Source organism: Aminobacter anthyllidis (assembly GCF_018555685.1).
In the GTDB taxonomy this organism is placed as follows: domain Bacteria; phylum Pseudomonadota; class Alphaproteobacteria; order Rhizobiales; family Rhizobiaceae; genus Aminobacter; species Aminobacter anthyllidis.
In genome coordinates this window covers 736,932-754,401 of sequence record NZ_JAFLWW010000002.1, presented here as the reverse complement: position 1 = coordinate 754,401, position 17,470 = coordinate 736,932, and the positions used below count along the sequence as shown (strand labels likewise).

Annotated in this window: 16 protein-coding genes; 10 read left to right on the top strand and 6 right to left on the bottom strand. The window is 64.2% G+C overall.

Translation table 11 applies throughout. The annotated features are described in order from the left end of the window. Positions 1-80 precede the first annotated feature (80 nt). Complete coding sequence (locus tag J1C56_RS08760; protein ID WP_214387945.1) at positions 81-932, bottom strand: sulfite exporter TauE/SafE family protein; 852 nt, start codon at positions 930-932, stop codon at positions 81-83. A gap of 284 nt (positions 933-1,216) precedes the next feature. Here J1C56_RS08760 and modA point away from each other — a divergent pair, with 284 nt between their 5' ends. The 4 genes from modA to J1C56_RS08740 all read left to right on the top strand — a co-directional run bounded on the left by modA (position 1,217) and on the right by J1C56_RS08740 (position 4,281). After that, the gene (gene modA / locus J1C56_RS08755) at positions 1,217-2,017 is read left to right on the top strand and encodes a molybdate ABC transporter substrate-binding protein (protein ID WP_214387944.1); all 801 of its coding nucleotides are present in this window, start codon (positions 1,217-1,219) and stop codon (positions 2,015-2,017) included. Between the two features lie 100 nt (positions 2,018-2,117). Next, the gene (gene modB / locus J1C56_RS08750; RefSeq protein ID WP_214387943.1) at positions 2,118-2,813 is read left to right on the top strand and encodes a molybdate ABC transporter permease subunit; all 696 of its coding nucleotides are present in this window, start codon (positions 2,118-2,120) and stop codon (positions 2,811-2,813) included. After that, the gene (modC, locus tag J1C56_RS08745) at positions 2,810-3,952 is read left to right on the top strand and encodes a molybdenum ABC transporter ATP-binding protein (RefSeq protein ID WP_214388321.1); all 1,143 of its coding nucleotides are present in this window, start codon (positions 2,810-2,812) and stop codon (positions 3,950-3,952) included. Before modB ends, modC begins: the two co-directional genes overlap by 4 nt. After that, positions 3,940-4,281 carry a winged helix-turn-helix domain-containing protein gene (locus J1C56_RS08740; RefSeq protein WP_214387941.1) on the top strand — a complete coding sequence of 114 codons (342 nt, stop codon included), beginning with the start codon at positions 3,940-3,942 and terminating at the stop codon, positions 4,279-4,281. The genes modC and J1C56_RS08740 overlap by 13 nt, the downstream gene beginning before the upstream one ends. On the opposite strand, the gene proC is transcribed toward J1C56_RS08740, so the two are convergent. The 4 genes from proC to J1C56_RS08720 form a co-directional block, all read right to left on the bottom strand. After that, complete coding sequence (proC, locus tag J1C56_RS08735; RefSeq protein ID WP_214387939.1) at positions 4,282-5,097, bottom strand: pyrroline-5-carboxylate reductase; 816 nt, start codon at positions 5,095-5,097, stop codon at positions 4,282-4,284. A 66-nt stretch (positions 5,098-5,163) separates the two neighbouring features. Beyond that, positions 5,164-6,279, bottom strand: a complete 1,116-nt coding sequence (locus J1C56_RS08730) for a metallophosphoesterase (protein WP_214387937.1) — start codon at positions 6,277-6,279, stop codon at positions 5,164-5,166. A 45-nt stretch (positions 6,280-6,324) separates the two neighbouring features. Then, positions 6,325-7,638, bottom strand: coding sequence for an O-antigen ligase family protein (locus J1C56_RS08725; RefSeq protein WP_214387935.1), 1,314 nt, complete (start codon positions 7,636-7,638; stop codon positions 6,325-6,327). Then, positions 7,607-8,605: a glycosyltransferase family 2 protein gene (locus J1C56_RS08720; RefSeq protein WP_214387933.1), complete on the bottom strand. Its 999-nt coding sequence runs from the start codon at positions 8,603-8,605 to the stop codon at positions 7,607-7,609. Before J1C56_RS08720 ends, J1C56_RS08725 begins: the two co-directional genes overlap by 32 nt. Before the next feature lie 167 nt (positions 8,606-8,772). Here J1C56_RS08720 and J1C56_RS08715 point away from each other — a divergent pair, with 167 nt between their 5' ends. The 3 genes from J1C56_RS08715 to J1C56_RS08705 are packed head-to-tail and all read left to right on the top strand — an operon-like array spanning position 8,773 to position 11,611. After that, a complete protein-coding gene (locus J1C56_RS08715; protein WP_214387931.1) occupies positions 8,773-9,948 on the top strand; it encodes a glycosyltransferase in 1,176 nt (391 codons plus the stop codon). 2 nt (positions 9,949-9,950) lie between these two features. Beyond that, entirely contained in the window at positions 9,951-10,724 is a 774-nt protein-coding gene (locus tag J1C56_RS08710) for a WecB/TagA/CpsF family glycosyltransferase (protein WP_214387929.1), read from the top strand. A gap of 11 nt (positions 10,725-10,735) precedes the next feature. After that, positions 10,736-11,611 (top strand): DUF6492 family protein, encoded by an 876-nt coding sequence (locus J1C56_RS08705; RefSeq protein WP_214388319.1) that lies wholly within the window; start codon positions 10,736-10,738, stop codon positions 11,609-11,611. A gap of 3 nt (positions 11,612-11,614) precedes the next feature. On the opposite strand, the gene J1C56_RS08700 is transcribed toward J1C56_RS08705, so the two are convergent. Then, positions 11,615-12,910: a lipopolysaccharide biosynthesis protein gene (locus tag J1C56_RS08700; RefSeq protein ID WP_214387927.1), complete on the bottom strand. Its 1,296-nt coding sequence runs from the start codon at positions 12,908-12,910 to the stop codon at positions 11,615-11,617. A gap of 164 nt (positions 12,911-13,074) precedes the next feature. On the opposite strand from J1C56_RS08700, the gene J1C56_RS08695 reads away from it, so the two are divergent. The 3 genes from J1C56_RS08695 to J1C56_RS08685 all read left to right on the top strand — a co-directional run bounded on the left by J1C56_RS08695 (position 13,075) and on the right by J1C56_RS08685 (position 17,441). Beyond that, positions 13,075-15,399, top strand: a complete 2,325-nt coding sequence (locus J1C56_RS08695; protein ID WP_214387925.1) for a GNVR domain-containing protein — start codon at positions 13,075-13,077, stop codon at positions 15,397-15,399. A gap of 111 nt (positions 15,400-15,510) precedes the next feature. Beyond that, the gene (gene folD / locus J1C56_RS08690; protein ID WP_214387923.1) at positions 15,511-16,407 is read left to right on the top strand and encodes a bifunctional methylenetetrahydrofolate dehydrogenase/methenyltetrahydrofolate cyclohydrolase FolD; all 897 of its coding nucleotides are present in this window, start codon (positions 15,511-15,513) and stop codon (positions 16,405-16,407) included. Positions 16,408-16,478: 71 nt separating this feature from the next. Beyond that, positions 16,479-17,441, top strand: a complete 963-nt coding sequence (locus tag J1C56_RS08685; RefSeq protein WP_214387921.1) for a GlxA family transcriptional regulator — start codon at positions 16,479-16,481, stop codon at positions 17,439-17,441. Positions 17,442-17,470: the final 29 nt, after the last annotated feature.

The window sequence follows — 17,470 nt, the reverse complement described above, 5'->3', positions numbered from 1 at the left end:
TATCTGCGACTACATCCGCACGCCGATCGGCCGCTTCGGCGGTTCGTTGTCATCGGTCCGCGCCGACCTTTTGGCTTTGCTCAGCCAATCAGGCTGTACAGGAAGCGCAGGCTGATCAGCAGCAGGAAGATGCCGAAGGCGACCTCCAGCTTCCGCTTCGACAGGGCATGGGCGAGCCTTGCTCCGAGCGGCGCGGTCATCACGCTGGTCGGCACGAACAGGATCAGCCCGACGAGCGAGACATAGCCCAGCGACAGCGGAAACTGCAGCGCTGCGACATCCGGGTACTCGGCGGCGCGCGGCCAGCCGGCATAGATGTAGCCCAGCGCGCCCGGGATCGAGATCAGCACGCCGAGGCCGGAGGAGGTGGCCACCGCCTGGTGGATCGGCCGGCCATAGAAGGTCATGAACAGGTTGGAGAGCTGGCCGCCGCCAATGCCCATCAGGCTCGACAGCACGCCGATGATCCAGCCATAGACGTTCATGACGAGCTTGCCCGGCATGTCGAGGCCGAGCCGCCACGAATCCTTGCCGAACAGAAGCCGGATCGCCGAAATGCCGGCTACGACCACGAACACCGCCTTGAACAGGTCGGCGGGCGCATAACGGGCAATCACGCTGCCCATGGCGACGCCTATGATGACCGGGATCGCCCACTGCTTCAGGATCGCCATGTCGACCGCGCCCTTTGCGCGGTGCGCATTGAACGAGCGGATCGAGGTCGGGATGATGATGGCAAGCGAGGTGCCGACGCATAAAGGCATGCGTACTTCTTCCGGCACGCCGACGGCCTGGAACAACTCGTACAGCACCGGAACGATGACGGTGCCGCCGCCGACGCCGAAGACACCGGCGAGCAGGCCGGTGATGGCGCCGGCGCCGAGAAGGGCTACGGCGAGCCAGATGATTTCAAACGTCGATATGTCGGCCATGTCGGGAAAACTCTTGGCGATAAGGATGCGGGGCTAGTTGCAGGCACGCAACGCGCCTATCGAACCTCCCCCAAGGTTAGCGGCGCCACATATGGCACGAAGCGTTGGATCAGTCTCCCTCCGAATGCCATGCCAGATTGAGGCGGGATTGGCCCTCAAAACTTCGCAAACAGTTTTGCTGAAAACCACCTGGATGGGTAGTTGCCTGCCCAGTGTTGTATCCGTATGAATATAACGAATCCGCGGCCCGCGATGGGCTGGACTAGATGGTGGAGGGAATTTTGATGTTCACGCGTAGGAGTTTTGGGGTGCGGCTTGCCGCGATGGCTGGTGGTCTTGCGGCGGTTCTCGCGCTCGGCCTGCCGGCTGCACGCGCCGATGGCGACGTCGTGGTGTTTGCCGCCGCCAGCCTCAAGAACGCGCTCGATGCCGTCGACACGGCCTGGAAGGCCGAGGGCGGCAAGTCCGCTACCGCCTCCTACGCCGCGAGTTCGGCACTGGCCAAGCAGATCGAAGGGGGTGCGCCTGCTGACGTGTTTATCTCCGCCGACCTCGACTGGATGAAGTATCTCGCCGACAAGAAGCTCATCAAGGATGGCTCCGAGGTGAAGCTGCTGGGCAACCGCATCGTGCTGGTGGCGCCGAAGGATTCGGCGGCCAAGGCCGATATCGCGGCGAATTTCGACCTTGCCGGACTGCTCGGCGAAGGCCGCCTCGCCATGGGCGATGTCAAGGCCGTGCCCGCCGGCAAGTATGGCAAGGCAGCGCTCGAGAAGCTCGGCGTCTGGGGTTCGGTCGAAGGCAAGATCGCGCAGGCTGAAAACGTGCGCGCCGCGCTCAAGCTGGTCTCGACCGGCGAGGCCCCGCTCGGCATCGTCTACCAGACCGACGCCACCGCCGAGCCGGGCGTCAAGATCGTCGGCCTTTTCCCGGAAGACTCGCATCCTCCCATCGTCTATCCGGTTGGCGTGACGGCGGGCTCGAAGAACGCAGACGCAGAAGCGTATGTGAAATATCTTCAGTCCGCCAAGGCCAAGGAGCTTTTCGAGGCCCAGGGTTTCACCGTGCTGGCGCCGGTCCAATAGCGACTGGTTTACCCCTGTCGGCTAGGCTCTGTTTTTGGGAATCATCGTCCCATCCCGTATCGCGGGGTGGGACGGACTTTTGAGGGAATACGAGCGGGGAATGCTGGACCTCACTCCTGACGAATGGAATGCGGTCCGCCTGTCGATCAAGGTCGGGCTGTGGGCAATGGCCGCCAGCCTGCCATTCGGCATTGCCATCGCCCTGCTGCTGGCGCGCGGAAAATTCTGGGGCAAGTCACTGCTCAATGGCGTCGTCCATTTGCCGCTCGTCCTCCCTCCTGTCGTCACCGGCTATCTGCTGTTGCTGAGCTTCGGCCGGCGCGGGCCGATCGGCTCGTTTCTCGACGAATATTTCGGCATCGTCTTTTCCTTCCGCTGGACCGGTGCCGCCCTTGCCTGCGCGATCATGGGTTTTCCCTTGATGGTGCGGGCCATCCGCCTGTCCATCGAAGCCGTCGACCGGCGCCTCGAATCGGCAGCCGGCACGCTCGGCGCCAGCCCGCTCTGGGTGTTTCTGACGGTGACGCTGCCGCTGATCCTGCCCGGCGTCGTTGCCGGCATGATCCTGTCGTTTGCCAAGGCGATGGGCGAGTTCGGTGCCACCATCACCTTCGTTTCCAATATTCCGGGCGAGACGCAGACCCTGCCGTCGGCGATCTACACCTTCACGCAAGTCCCCGGCGGCGATGCGGGGGCCATGCGGCTGACCTTGATCTCGATCGCCATTTCGATGATCGCGCTCGTCGTCTCTGAAATCTTCGCCCGCCGCATCGGCCAACGCCTGGATGCCGGATAATGCTGCTCGTCGATATCCATCATCGCCTTGGCGCTTTGAACCTCGAAGCCAGCTTCGAGAGCGCCGGCCGCCTGACCGCTTTGTTCGGGCCGTCGGGGTCGGGCAAGACCTCGCTCATCAACATCATCGCCGGGCTGATACGCCCGGACAACGGACGCATCGCCGTCGACGGGCGGACGCTGGTCGACACCGCATCGCGCAGCTTCGTGCCCGCCCACAAACGCCGCGTCGGCTTTGTCTTCCAGGATGCGAGGCTGTTTCCGCATCTCAGCGTGCGTTCGAACCTGCTCTACGGCCGCTGGTTCACGCCGCAGGCGGAGCGTTATGCCGAGTTCGAGCGGGTCGTCGAGATGCTCGGCATCGGCCATCTGCTGGCGCGGCGACCGAACCTGCTTTCGGGCGGCGAAAAACAACGTGTCGCCATCGGCCGGGCGCTGCTTGCCAGTCCGAGACTGCTTTTGATGGATGAGCCGCTGGCCTCGCTCGACGACGCGCGCAAGTCTGAAATCATGCCCTATCTCGAGCGCCTGCGCGACGAGACGAAGATTCCGATCGTTTATGTCAGCCATTCCATCGCGGAGGTGGCGCGGCTTGCCACCGACATCGTGGTGATGGCCGAAGGCAAGGTCGCCGCGTCGGGGCCGACGATCGAGATCATGCAGCGCCTCGACCTGTTGCCTCCGGAAGAGGTGGGCGAGGGTGGCGCAGTGCTCGACATGACGGTCCTGCACCATGACGAAAACTTCGGCATGACGGTGCTCGGTACTGCGGCAGGCGAAATGCGCGTGCCCCGCATCGCAAGGCCCGAGGGTGCCGCGGTGCGCGTCCGCATCCGCGCCCGCGACGTGATGATCGCGACCGAACGGCCGAAGGGGCTCAGCGCGCTCAACATCCTGCCGGGGCGTATCGCCGAGATCAGCCAGGTCGACGGCACCCAGGTCGACCTCAAGCTCGACTGCCATGGCGACCTGCTGGTGTCGCGCATCACCCGCCAGTCCTTCGAGACGTTGCATCTTGCCGTCGGGCGCGAGGTGTTCGCCGTCATCAAGACCGTTGCTTTCGACCGCGCCAATCTTTCTCCGGGGGGCGCCGCTTGTGCTAACCAGCGACTGACTGGAGCGAGCCGATGCCATCTCTGACGTTGCGATTGTATCTCGACCCCAAGGGCCGTCTCGGTCCGGGCAAGGTCGAACTGCTCGAGCAGATCGCCGCCACCGGCTCGATCTCGGCGGCGGCGCGCGCCATGGAGATGTCCTACAAGCGCGCCTGGGATCTGGTCGAAGAGATGAAGGACATGTTCGGCAAGCCGTTGGTGACAGCCAAGACGGGTGGCAAGCACGGCGGCGGTGCTGAGCTTACGCCAGTTGGTGAAGATGTCGTGCGCCGGTTCCGCGACATGGAGCGCGCGGTCCACGAGGCGGCAGCGCCTTACGTCAAGGCGCTGCAGGCTGAAGCCGACGCCAAATAGCTATTTGCCGAGTTCGATCGAGCGCAGCCGGGCCGCTTCGACGGCTTCGGTGAGCAGGATCTTCAGGCGGTCGTCACCCATCAGCACACCGAGCGCTGCCGCAGTCGTGCCGTTCGGGCTTGTCACCTGGCGGCGTAGGACGGCTGGGTCTTCGCGGCTTTCGGCGGCCAGGCTCGCTGCGCCATAGACCGTCTGCATGGCAAGAAGGGCCGCCGTCTTCGGCGGCAAGCCGGCGTTCTCGGCCGCTGCCGTCAGGCACTCGATGAAATGGAAGATGTAGGCCGGTCCTGAACCGGAGACCGCCGTCACCGCATCCATCAATCCTTCGTCGGCGATGGTGGCGACTTCGCCGCTTGCCGACAGGAGATCGCCGACCGTCTCCTTGGCCGCCTCCGTGACATACTCGTTGGAATAGAGCACCATCATGCCCTTGCCGATGGCCGCCGGCGTATTGGGCATGCAGCGCGCGATGGGCGTGTGGCTGCCGAGGATGTCGGCAAAGGTCGCGACGGGCGTGCCCGCCGCGACGGAGACGAAGGTCGCCTTGCCGTTTCCGAAGCGGCGATAGCCTGATGTGACCTCACGGATGACCTGCGGCTTGACCGCGATGACCACGATCCCGGGATCCGCATCGGCGGGAATGCCACCGACTTCCGAAGCGACACGGCTGCCGAGATCGGCCGCGCGGGCGCGAAGCTCCGCATTGGGTTCGACCACGAACGTTTCCTCAGGCGCGAGCTTGCCCGAGTTGAGCCAGCCCGTGAGCATAGCGTAGCCCATGTTGCCGCAGCCGGCGAGGATCAGTCTGATGGTCATGCAAAGCCCTCCGAATACAACTGACATAGACCGTCTTGGAGCCATGCGGAAGGGTGCAACGCCACTTCAGCGTGTGTGGTCCAGCACCTTGCTGAAGGCATTGGTGAAGGTGACGCCGCCATGCGGGCCGGCCTCGGCGAGGACCACGTCCATGAAGGCATCGGTGACGCGGACAAGCGCGAAGCCACCCATGAAGGCCGCCTTTGGCTTGAACAGGTCGAGCCCGTCGCGCTTGTAGACCATCGCGGTTTCGTGCTGGTGGCCATGGAAGACGCCAATCACGTTGTGGCCGGCGATGGCCTCGAGCAGCGCACGCCGGTCGTCATCGCTCCACCAATGCGGGTTGCCGCTGCCGGTATCGTCGAAGGTGTGGGCATCCGCATCCCACCGCTCGGTCGAAAACGGGTCCCATCCATAGTGCTGGAACAAGATCACCGGTCGACCGTCGCCTGCGTTGTCATCCAGGTCTCGCTTCAGCCAGTCGAGCGCGCTGACAGCCCCCTTGGATATGTCGCCGGCGAAGCGATGCGTCTGCACCAGGTGCAGCCCGCCCCAATGCCAGGAGTAGCAGTCGGACAGCGCGTCGTAGTTGGTCGCCGGCACCGGCGGCTTGAAGAACACGCTCGGGCGGTGGTTGATCTCGACATAGTCGCGCATCTCGCGCCGGTACAAGTCGACATGCGGCACAGGGCCGTCCTGGTCGAGATCGTGGTTGCCGAGCCCGACATAGACAGGCACATGCACACGGTCCGGCCCGGTGCCCTCCTGGTAGCGCTGGCTGAACTGCAGGAGTTGCGTGCCTTCATGCGGCTGCGTCACCTGGCCGCCACCATCGTCGGTCATGTCGCCGCCGACGACCAGACCAAGCGGACGGTCGATCCTTTGGCCAGCGCTTGCCAGTCCACTCGTCACGCCGCCGATCTCGCGCGGCCATGCGAATTCACCGACCTCGTTCAGCGCCGCGATATGCCGGCGCAGGTTCTGGTCGGTCTTGCCCTCGGCCTGGCAATTCGGGCTCAGACCGCTCGCCATGCGGCAGGTGTGGATGTCGGCGGCAAACAGGAACGTGGCGTCGGTTCTCGGACGATGGGCGCTGCGAGCAGCGGGAGCCGCAAGCAACGAGGCGATGCCGAGGCCCAGCGTCTGGGCGAGCATCCGGCGTCGTGTAACCAAGGTGGCCATGGCGTGAGCATGGCTTGGCCGCCAGGGCGGATCAAGCGTGTTTTGTCAGCCGGTGCTCTTGTGGATGACCATCCGCGAAACCATCCTCAGCCCAAGAATGCCGAAGACGAAGAACATCCAGACCGGATCGATGCGGCGAAAGAAGAAGCTTTCGAGGAACGCGTTGAGCGCGGTGAAAAGCACCACCATCATGAAGAAATCGCCGAGGAAGACGTTCTCCTTGTAGAGCGGGATGCGCATGTAGTCGCGCAGCGGTGCGATCAGGAAAACATAGACGGCGACGGCAAGCGCGGGCAGGCCCATGGTCACCGCTATGTCGATGTAGCCGTTGTGGCCGTGCACGATGAAGCGGATATCCCAGCCCTGGTCGAAGGCATGGCCGATGCCGGTCACCAGCGGTGTGCCCCAGAAGCTTTCATAGCCATATCCGAACCACGGTTTCCGGGCGATCATCTCGCCGGCGAAAGCCCAGACGGTCGTGCGACCTGTGTAGGTGAGTTCGGGGAAATGGTATGCGGCCAGTTGTTTCAGCGGCTCGATGAAGACGATGCCCAGCGTGGCCAATGCCGTGCCGATGACAGCCAGCGCAAACAGTGTCGGTGTGCCGAGCCGCATGCCGACCAAACCGGGCAGCAGCACGAGCATGATTGACAGCGGCACCAGCCCGGCCGTCGTCTTCGAGCCGGTGTGGATCATGAAGAACATGGACATCGCCAAGAGGATGTAGCCAGACCAGCGCCAGTGCCGGCGGATCAGATAGATGCCGGCGAAGCTGAAGCAGGCCATGACGGGGGCAGCGATGTTCTTGTGGCTGAACGCGCCGCGCCACAGGCCGGAATGCTCGGGCTCGAAGCCATCGGCGCCGTGGATCGCCACGCTGGGATACAGGATGACGCCGGCGTAACTCAGCCCGACGACGAAGAAGCCGGCAACCACCAGCACCGTCGAGAAGGAATCGCCATCACGCGGCAATGCGAGCACGGTTGCCATGGCGATGATGCCGATGAGCGTGAAACTTGCAGCCCGGAACGCTGCGCCAGGATCGGCCGCTTCACCGACGGAGATCAGGAAGAAGCACAACAGCACGGCCCAGGGCAGCCCGGCAATGGCGCGAAGCCGGCCCGGATTGGCCATGGTCGCCAGCGAAAAGATGGCGAACGCGCCAAGCGAGCCGAAGCCCAGTTGGTTGACGATGTCGCCGCCCTCTATGGCGCCGGCGCCGGCCGGCTGGAACGGCCTGAACGACACGATGACGATGGTCAACACCATCGCTGCCATCGCGGTGGCGATGCCCGATGCGGTGAACGCCGCGGTCAGCGGCGCCGTGTCAGTTCTTCTCAGGCTGGCGATATTGCTCATTGGCATAACCAAACTCGGCCATCACACGGCCAAGTGCCACATGGATCGGGTACACGGCGACCGACGGCGAGCCTGTCTCGACAAGACGCTTCAGCGCGCGCAACGGCGAGGCGCCAAGCAGCGCCAGGCTTTTCAGGAAGACGCGTGTGTTGGCAAACGGCGTGCCGGCATATTTCTTCTTGGCGACCAGCGTCGAGATGACGCCGTTGCGCAGGCCGCGCGCGCGGATCCAGTCGGTCTCGGTGCGCCGCGCCGGAACAGTCTCGAACAGTTTTGCTTCCGCGCACCAGCCGAGCTTGAAGCCCTTCTGTGCCGAGCGGCTGAGGAAATCCGAATCGCCGCCGCCCATGAAATTGAAGCGCAGGTCGAGGAAAGGCGGGCCCATCGCCAGAAGAACGTCGCGGCTGACCAGCAGGTTTCCCGAGGAGTACAGCGCGCCAACCGGACCGGTTACGGAGTAGGGTGGGGCAAAGACCGGATGAGTCGCCCAGACCTGGTGAGCGGGGTCGGCGAAAACAGGCACCTGGGGCCCGCCGACGATATCGACGCCGAGGCGTTCGGCAGCCAGGCACATGGTTTCCAGCCACAAGGGATCGGCCAGTTCGTCGTCGTCGATGACCAGGAGCCGGGTGAAGTTCGGGAAGCGCAGCAGGGCGGTGTGCCAGCCGGCATTGTAGGCGCTGCAGTTGCCGCGTTCATGCGCGACGATGACCAGCCCCGTCATCTCCCCACTTTCAAACAGCGGCAAGGCGGCGCGTTTGCCCTCGTTGCCCTCGTCGTCATTCTCCATGACGATGACGGCGAACTTGCGCGCGGTCTTTTGCCTGGCGAGCGAATCGAGCGTTGCCAGCAATTGCTTGGGCCGGCGAAAGGTTGGCAGGGTGACCACCACCTCGACGTCGTCCACCGTCAGTGCGGGCGAGGTGCCGGCAACGGTCACGGACTTGAGCGGAGGTAGAGCATTCATGAAAAGCCGCCGGTTATCGATGCCTCTCGCTATCATGGGCGCGATAACGGTCAGTTAAACAACCGATGAGCGAACTGCGGTTTGTCGGGCAGGTTCCACAAGCGGCTGAAATTGCTTAATGAAGACTTCACCGCGCTTTGTTAGGGCATAGGCAGGAACTTGTTGTGATGCATCTGCTGTTTGCCACATCCATCGTGCCTGACGGAGCACTGTCTTCGGGCTACGAGATCGCCAACCAGGCGATCATCGATGCGCTGCGCCGGGCCGGCGTTCGCGTGACCGTGCTTGGCTTCGGTTGGCCCGGCAAGCCGCCGTCCGATCCCGAAAACACCATCCTGCTCGGCTCGCTCGACGTGCGCACCGATGCGGCACCCTTGCCGCGCAAGCTTGCCTGGCTGGCGAGCGCGGTCGCGTCCGGGCTGACATTCGCCTCGGCCAAACTGCGTATCGTGTCGGATGAAACGGTGCGCCAGGCAATCGCGGCGGCGGGTCCGTTCGACGGCTACATCCTCAATTCGGTACAGATGGCCGCTGCGTTCGAAGGCATCTTTCAGGACCGCCCCTCGATCTTCGTCGCGCATAACGTCGAGTTCCGCTCGGCAGCCGAGAACTCGCGCGCCGCAAATGGCGCCTTTCAGCGCCTGCTGTTTCGCCGCGAGGCAAGACTGCTCGAAGGCATCGAAAAGCGCTTGTGCCGCAATGCACGTTTCGTCTTCACGCTCGCAGAAGAGGATCGCGCCGAGTTGGGCGTTGCCTCCGATAAGCGTTCTGTGGCGCTGCCGCTCGTCACCCGCTCGCAGCCCCCAAATGTACAGGGAAAGCGCGTTATCGACTGCGACGCGGCGCTGATCGGTACCTGGACCTGGGAGCCGAATCGCATCGGCCTCGACTGGTTCCTTGGCAAGGTCGTGCCGCATCTGCGCCGTGACTTCCGCATCCATATTGCGGGTAGCGTGCCGGCTGGCGTGTCCTCGCCCCATCCCGGCGTCAAATTTGTCGGCCGCGTGCCCGATGCCCAGGCCTTCGTGCGAAGTGCCGCCGTCATCCCGCTCGTCAGCACATCGGGTAGCGGTGTCCAGCTCAAGACCATCGAGACGTTCGAACTGGGCCTGCCGTCGGTGGCAACCGCGCATTCGCTGCGCGGCATTGCCTACAAGCCAGCCAATTGCACCATGACCGACGATCCCGTAGCCTTTGCCGAGGCGCTTGAACGAACCGTCGATCAGAAGATCGCTGACGTCGACGGTTCGGATTTTCATCGCCGGCAGATCGGCGCTCTCGACGTGGCGGTGGCGCTCGGCCTCGCCAAGCTTGGTGCAGGCGCACACGAGGTGGCGGCGTGAGCATGACGATTCCAAAAGTGGCCGCACCCTACCGCAGCATTCTCGGCATCCGGGTTGCCAGCTTGCGGCGCGACGAGGCGATCTCGCTGCTGTCGCAGATGATCAGGAAAAGGACCTTCACCAAGGTCAGCTTCCTCAATGCCCACAACGCCAACGTCGCTTGTTCCGACAAGGATTTTGCCGCGGTACTGAACGATTTCCTGGTCCTGGCCGACGGCATCGGCGTCGATATCGCCGCGCGCTGGCTTTATGGCGCGCCCTTTCCAGACAACCTCAACGGCACCGATTTCGTGCCCGACCTGCTGAAAGCGAGCGACAAGCCGCTGACCGTTGCGCTGCTCGGCGCCAAGCGCGCCAATGCCGAGCGGGCAGCCGCGCGCCTGAGCCAGATTGCTCCGCAGCACAAGATCGTCGTGGTTCACGACGGGTTCTTCACGGCCCAGGAAGAGCCCGGGATCGTCGCCGCCATCGGCAGCCTGCGCCCCGACATCCTGCTCGTCGCCATGGGCGTGCCGCGCCAGGAAATGTGGATCGCGCGGCACATGCGCCCGGAGCATTGCACGTTGCCGATCGCCGTCGGCGCGCTGCTTGATTTTCTCAGCGGCTCGCTGCCGCGCGCGCCAGCGTGGATGCGCCGGCTTCGCCTCGAATGGCTGTTCCGCCTGCTTATCGAGCCGGGCCGGCTGTGGCGGCGCTATGTCGTCGGCAACCCGCTGTTTCTGTTTCGCGTGCTGCGCCAGAAGCTCGGTGGGCCAGGCGGGGGAGAGCGCACTTGAACGCCAAGGCCATGTCTTCGGCCCCCGATGCGGCACTGATCACGGCGAGCTACGCCGCCGATTTCGAGCGCTGCCGCCTGCTGTGCGAGACCGTCGACCGCCATGTCACCGGCGCCTCGCATCACTATCTGCTGGTCGAGCACCGCGACGTGGCACTGTTTCGGCAGCTCGAAGGCAAGCGCCGCACGGTCATCGACGAGCGCGACCTGTTGCCGTCCTGGCTGCGCGACATCCCCGACCCGACGAGCCTGTTCAAGCGCCGCATCTGGCTGAGCTTCAAGGCCCCGCCACTGCGCGGCTGGCACGTGCAGCAATTGCGGCGCATGGCCATCGCCGAGCGCGTCGAGCAGGAAACGCTGGTCTATGTCGATTCCGACGTGGCTTTCCTCAGGCCTTTCGATTGCGCGCGGTTCTGGCGGGACGGCGAGCTGCGCCTGTTCCGGCGTGATGGCGCCTTGCTGAAAACAGGCCACGACAAGCATCGCATCTGGTCCGCCAACGCCGCCGCCGTGCTCGGCATTGCGGCTCCCGAAATTTCGCCGCACGACTATATCTCGACGCTGATTGCCTGGCGCCGGTCGTCGGTGCGCGACATGCTCGCCCGCATCGAACAGGTGAGCGGACGGCATTGGGTCGAGGCGGTGTGCGCGCGGCGCAAGTTTTCCGAATGCATGATCTATGGCCGCTTCGTCGACGAGGTCGCCGGTGGTGCCGGACACTATATCGGTTCGGAAGAGTTCTGCCGCGTCCACTGGACCGGCACGCCGCTCACCGACGCGCAGTTCGAGGCCTTCGTCGCTGCCATGTCGCCCGAGCAGGTGGCGATCGGCATGCAGTCGTTCATCGGCACCGATCTTGGCCGTATCCGCAGGCTTGTCGTCGCCTGAGGCCTAGATTGCCCTGGCCGGTCGCCGCAGCGCCGTATAGGTCACGGCTGCCGAGGCCAGGTAGAGCAACGCGAACAGGCCGTTCAGCAACCACACCAGCGTCTCGGTGTCGGCCACCCGCAGCAGCAGCATCGACAGCAGTGCCGCCTTCAGTGCCGCAAGCATGGCCAGGTTGCCGGCGCGGATCAGCGTCTGGCCGCGCGCGAACAGCAGCTCTGCATGATATTCGACGAGATTTCGCAAGGCCGGCACGAACAAGGCGAGCCCGACCAGGGGAGCGGCCTCGGAAACGTTGCGGCCGAGGAAGTTGGGATAGAAATACAGCACCACGGCGAGGAACAGCAATGCCGAGGTGGAGACGATCAGAATCCCGGCCTCGATGCCGACCTTGACCTTCAGCCTGGCCAGCATCTGCGGCGTGCGCATCATGCGCTGGACCAGCATCATCGAGAAGGTGCGGATCGGGATGGCTGTGAGGTCGACCAACCGCATGACGATGGCATAGATGCCGGCGAGATGCGGCCCGCCGATGGCCAGAACCAGCAGCTTGTCGAACTCCATCTGCAGGTAGAACAGCACCTCCGCGCCGGCGACGTAGATCGAGTCCGACAGCCGCCGCCAGTACAGTTCAGGCGTCAGCCTGAGCCGTTGGCGCGGGTAGAAGACGCCGAAGGCCAGGGTCAGGGAAACGAGGTTCAAGGCAATGTAGAACCCGGCCCAGGCTTCCACCGTATGGCTTGGCCAGAAGATGAACAGCGCGGCGGCGGCGGCCTTGATCGCAGAGGTCAGGATCGCCAGAACCGCCGCGCGGCCGAAGCGGCCGAGGCCATTGTTGACGATCATCGCCACTTCGACCGGCCGCCACAACAGCGCCTCGGCGAAGATGACCGTGGCGAAGACCGCGGCGGGCATCGCAGTCGAAAAGAACAGGAACCAGGTCAGCGCGGAGGCGGCGACGAGCACCGGAAGCGACAGCGCGGCAAGCATCAGGAAGCCTGCGGTGTAGCTGCCGATCAGCCGTGGCCGGATCGTCGCCGTGCGGTAAAGCGCAGAGATGAAACCGAAGGCCAGCGTTCGCGACAGCATGACGCCCGCGGCGGAAGCGGTGGCGAACAGGCCGAAGTCGGCAATCGAGAGCGTATTTGCCAGCGCGATGAAATAGATCAGCGAAAAGACCAGCCGCCCCATCGAGCCGCTGATCGCCGAGAAGTAGTCGCGCAGGATCGCCTGCCGCTGCACGACGAAACTGCCGATCCGGTGGCGCAACGGCGTGCGCGGTATGTCGTTCGCCTTGGTCATGATCCAGTTGAACGATAAAACTCAAAGCTTAATGTGCCGTTCTGCGACGGACCTCTATATACTGCCGCAAGGCAGGAATTAACGTTTTGTTACCCATGTCTGTTTAGCGTGGATTAACGACCGGACAGGTGATCCGGCCTAGACTTTTGGAAGTTGCCCGAACCATGGCCGAATCTGGAAACAGCGAGGACTGGAGGCGCAAGCGTTCGTTGCTTGCGCTGGACCGGGACGATGCCCTTCCGAAACCGCGAGGCTCGTCGCTGCTGTCGATGTCAACGGAAGACGACGACCAGACGGATCTCCAGGACCCCGCGACGCGCCATCGCATGGCGCGCTTCAGGCGCGAGGCCGAACGCGCCGCGCGCGAGCAACTGGCCGAAAAACCATCCGGGCCAGAGGCGCAACCGGTTGACGAAATGCCGGCAGACGCTGCGCCAGATGTCCACGCGGCGCGGGCTTCGTCTTCGCTGATCGGCAACTGGCGCGACAGAACGCGCGGCTCATCCGCCCCGGCGGAGCCGGTTGCAGCCATGGCCCAGCCCGTGGCCGCGGCTACGCCGCCGGCTCGGTACGCGGCGCCTGCTGCGGCGTCCGACGAACCTGATGATCACGATGATGTCCGCTGGCGGCCGCTGATCGACCCGATGGCGGTCATTGGCGGTATCACCCGTTCGAAACTCCTGATCACCTCGACGACGCTCGCCGGCGCGCTTCTTGGCGTCGCTCTCGCCCTGTCGACACCCAAGAAGTACGAAGCGTGGACCGAGATGATCGTCGATCCGCGCAATCTCAGGCTTTCCGACAAGGAGCTGACTGTTGGCGATCTGCCTTCGGACGCGACGCTGGCGGTGGTCGAAACCCAGGTGCGTGTGCTGACCTCCGGCTCGGTTCTGGTCAAGGTCGTCGACAAGCTCAACTTGGCCGAAGATCCGGAATTCAACGGCAAGGCCGGTGGCGGATTCAGCATCGGCGGGTTCGTTCGCTCGCTGATCTCCGCCAACAACAACGCCACGAGCGATGACCCCGGGCGGCGCCACTCGCTGGCAGCGGAACACCTTTATGAGGCGTTGACCATCCAAAGGGACGTCAACACCTTTGTCATCTCGATCGGGGCGAAAACGCAAGATCCTGAAAAATCTGCGCTCATTGCCAACACGATGACCCAGGTCTTCATGCAGACCTTCGGCGAGTTGCAGGCCGGCACGGCCGGACGCGCAACCGATGAACTCACTGGCCGCCTCGATGAATTGCGCAAGTCGGTTGAAACCGCTGAACGCAAGGTCGAGACCTTCAAGGCCGAGAACGAGCTTATCAACCCGCAAGGGCGGCTGATCACCGACGATGAAATCCAGCGCGTCAACGACCAGTTGACGGCCGCGCGCGCCCGCACGCTCGAGCTCAATGCACGCGCAGCATCGACCCGCGATCTCGGCGTCGATTCGGTGCTGGCCGGCGCCTTGCCTGAAGCGATCGGCTCGTCGGCGATCACCGAACTCCGCGCTCAGTATGCGGCCCTCACCCAGGAAGCGGACAAGGCCGCCATCAGGCTTGGCCCGCGCCATCCGGAGCGTCTCGCCGTCGAGGCCCAGCTCAGCGGGGCACGCGAACGGATCGCAAACGAACTGCGCCGGGTTGCGGGTTCCATCCAGGTCGAACTCAAGCGCGCCGTGCAGACAGAGCAGGAGCTTGCAGCTCGCCTTGCCCAGCTCAAGGTTCGCCAGGCCGATGTGGGCGGTGAAATGGTGACGCTGCGCGAACTCGAGCGCGACGTCACCGCCAAGCGCGCCGTCTACGAAGGCTTCCTGCTCAGGGCTCGCGAGACTGGCGAGCAGAAGGACATCAATTCGGGTAATGTGACCATCATATCGCCGGCATCGCCACCGCTGCAGTCGACGGGCCCGTCGCGGGCGATGATTGCGCTGGGCGGCATGCTGCTCGGTTTTGCCTCGGGCGTCGGCATCGGCGCCTTGCGCGGGGCGCTGCAGAGCCTGCGCAACACTGCCAGGCGCCGCAGTCGCGCGAAGCCCGATGCGCGCCGCGGACAGGCAACCGCTAACAACCAGCCGGACAATCGCGGTGAGTCGCCTGCTCCAAGGGGCGACACGGTCCCGGTGATGCCGTCGGCGGCAAGCCCTGCCGCCGCGAATCCAGTCATGGATGCCCAGCAGCCGCCGCAGTCGTGGCAGCCGCAGCCCATGCAGCAGCAACCACGATACCAGGTGCCGCAAGGCGGTTTCGCACCATCCTATGCGCCGCAGCCGCAACCCGGCTATTCCGAGCCGCCGCAGCAACCGGACCATGCCGCGCCTTACCCGAATCGCCCGGCCTATCGGCAGCGACCGCCGGACTATTATTCGCCGCCGGCACAGGCGCCTAAGGCCGACTCGCCCGTGCCGCAGAGCCAGATCGACGAGATCAGCGAAAGCCTGCGCGAGGTTCGCAAGGAGTTGAACCAGCTCAGGGAGCGGCGCTCACGCCGCTACTTCTGAAATTCTTCCAGGCGGTTTCGAGTTTACGGCACCGGACGCCGCAATGGCGAGGTTGCGGGTCGAAAATTTGATGACAATGCCGCCCGAAGCATGCCGCAGACGGAGTAAGCCATGGCTGAGATCATTGACGGAAAGAGTGTAGCAGCCGAGGTCGTCGAGGGCGTCAAGAAATCGGCGGCCAAGCTTGCCGAGCATGGCGTGACGCCGGGACTGGCCGTGGTCATCGTTGGCGAAGATCCTGCGAGCCAGGTCTATGTTGCCAGCAAGTCGCGCACCGCCAAGGAATGCGGCTTCCATTCGGTCCAGCACACGCTTGCCGCTGATACCCCCGAGGCCGATCTCGTCGCGCTGGTCGAAGCGCTCAATGCCGACCGCGCGATCCACGGCATTCTCGTCCAGCTGCCGCTGCCCGGCCATATCGATGCGGGCAAGATCATCCAGACGATCGCGCCCGACAAGGATGTCGACGGCTTCCACTTCATCAATGTCGGCAAGCTCGCCACCGGCGAACTCGACACGGCGCTGGTACCATGCACGCCGTTTGGCTCGATGCTCCTGATCGAGCGCAAGCACGGCAAGGACCTTTCCGGTCTCAACGCCGTCGTGGTTGGCCGTTCCAACATCGTCGGCAAGCCGATGGCCAATCTGCTGCTCGCCGCCAACGCCACCGTCACCATTGCCCACAGCCGCACCAAGGATCTGCCGGCGCTGTGCCGGACCGCCGACATTCTTGTGGCAGCGGTCGGGCGGCCGGAAATGGTGAAGGGCGACTGGGTCAAGCCAGGTGCGACCGTCATCGACGTCGGTATCAATCGCATTTCGGCACCCGAAAAAGGCGAGGGCAAGTCCAGGCTGGTCGGCGATGTCGAGTTCGCCTCGGCCGCGCAAAACGCCGGTGCCATCACGCCAGTTCCCGGCGGCGTCGGGCCAATGACCATCGCCATGCTGATGGCCAACACGCTGGTGTCGGCCTATCGCCACGCCGGCCTCGAACAGCCAGGCTTTTGAATGACCGCGGCGTTGTTGAAACCGGCGCCGCTTCCTTGCTCAAATCGGCCCGTTCTGTAGATTTGGTCGCGATGTCAGAGCCCCACCCCGAAGGCCGCCAGTTCGCTTTCCTGCTGGTCGACAAGTTCTCGATGTTCTCGCTGGTTGCCGCTATCGACACCTGTCGGTCGGCCAACCGCCTGCTCGGTCGCGACGTCTATGGCTGGACGACGGTATCGGCAGACGGCGAGGCGGTGATCGCCTCCAATGGGCTGCCGCTCAAGGTTGACTATTCGGTCGCCGACGTGCCTGCGGTCGACATCATGTTCGTCTGCGTCGGCGTCGCCACCGAATTTCCCGGCAAGAGCAAGGTGCTCGGCGCGCTCCGCTCCTGGGGGCGGCGCGGCGCTGCCTTGGGCGCGCTTTCGGTCGGCTCCCAGCTGTTGGCCGAAGCCGGTCAGCTCGACGGCTATCGCTGCACCATCCACTGGGAAAACCGCGCCGGCTTCATGGAGAAGTTTCCGGATATCGAGTGCACGAACAACGTCTTTGAGATCGACCGCAAGCGCTACACCTGTGCCGGCGTCACCACCTCGATCGACCTGATGCTCGAAATCATCAAGCGCGACTTCGGCGCGAACCTCGCCAACGAGGTCGCCAACCAGTTCCAGCACGAGCGCATTCGGTCGGCCGGCGACCGTCAGCGCGTCGGTCCCGAACGTGATCTCACCGGCAAGTCCGACAAGCTGAAGCGCATCGTCGAGCTGATGGCCGACCATCTCGACGAGCCGCTGTCGGCGGTACAGCTCGCCAAGACCGCCGGGCTGTCCGTCCGGCAGGTCGAGCGTCTGTTCCTGCGCCATCTCACAGTCACGCCCGGCCGCTACTACATGCGGCTGAGGCTTGAGCGGGCGCGGGAATTGTTGCGCCAGACCAACATGCCGATCCTCGACGTGGCGATTGCCACCGGCTTCACTTCGCATTCCTATTTCGCGCAGAGCTACCGGCTGCAATTCGGCCGGCCGCCGAGCGAGGAACGCCGCACCACCTATTGATCGGTCCCAGGGTTGTCAGCCCAATGGCC

Bases quoted from the DNA above. Each gene is read 5' to 3' on its own strand.
- J1C56_RS08760 (WP_214387945.1), bottom strand. From the start codon at position 932: ATGGCCGACATATCGACGTTTGAAATCATCTGGCTCGCCGTAGCCCTT.
- modA (WP_214387944.1), top strand. From the start codon at position 1,217: ATGTTCACGCGTAGGAGTTTTGGGGTGCGGCTTGCCGCGATGGCTGGT.
- modB (WP_214387943.1), top strand. From the start codon at position 2,118: ATGCTGGACCTCACTCCTGACGAATGGAATGCGGTCCGCCTGTCGATC.
- J1C56_RS08740 (WP_214387941.1), top strand. From the start codon at position 3,940: ATGCCATCTCTGACGTTGCGATTGTATCTCGACCCCAAGGGCCGTCTC.
- proC (WP_214387939.1), bottom strand. From the start codon at position 5,097: ATGACCATCAGACTGATCCTCGCCGGCTGCGGCAACATGGGCTACGCT.
- J1C56_RS08730 (WP_214387937.1), bottom strand. From the start codon at position 6,279: ATGGCCACCTTGGTTACACGACGCCGGATGCTCGCCCAGACGCTGGGC.
- J1C56_RS08725 (WP_214387935.1), bottom strand. From the start codon at position 7,638: ATGAGCAATATCGCCAGCCTGAGAAGAACTGACACGGCGCCGCTGACC.
- J1C56_RS08720 (WP_214387933.1), bottom strand. From the start codon at position 8,605: ATGAATGCTCTACCTCCGCTCAAGTCCGTGACCGTTGCCGGCACCTCG.
- J1C56_RS08715 (WP_214387931.1), top strand. From the start codon at position 8,773: ATGCATCTGCTGTTTGCCACATCCATCGTGCCTGACGGAGCACTGTCT.
- J1C56_RS08710 (WP_214387929.1), top strand. From the start codon at position 9,951: ATGACGATTCCAAAAGTGGCCGCACCCTACCGCAGCATTCTCGGCATC.
- J1C56_RS08705 (WP_214388319.1), top strand. From the start codon at position 10,736: ATGTCTTCGGCCCCCGATGCGGCACTGATCACGGCGAGCTACGCCGCC.
- J1C56_RS08700 (WP_214387927.1), bottom strand. From the start codon at position 12,910: ATGACCAAGGCGAACGACATACCGCGCACGCCGTTGCGCCACCGGATC.
- J1C56_RS08695 (WP_214387925.1), top strand. From the start codon at position 13,075: ATGGCCGAATCTGGAAACAGCGAGGACTGGAGGCGCAAGCGTTCGTTG.
- folD (WP_214387923.1), top strand. From the start codon at position 15,511: ATGGCTGAGATCATTGACGGAAAGAGTGTAGCAGCCGAGGTCGTCGAG.
- J1C56_RS08685 (WP_214387921.1), top strand. From the start codon at position 16,479: ATGTCAGAGCCCCACCCCGAAGGCCGCCAGTTCGCTTTCCTGCTGGTC.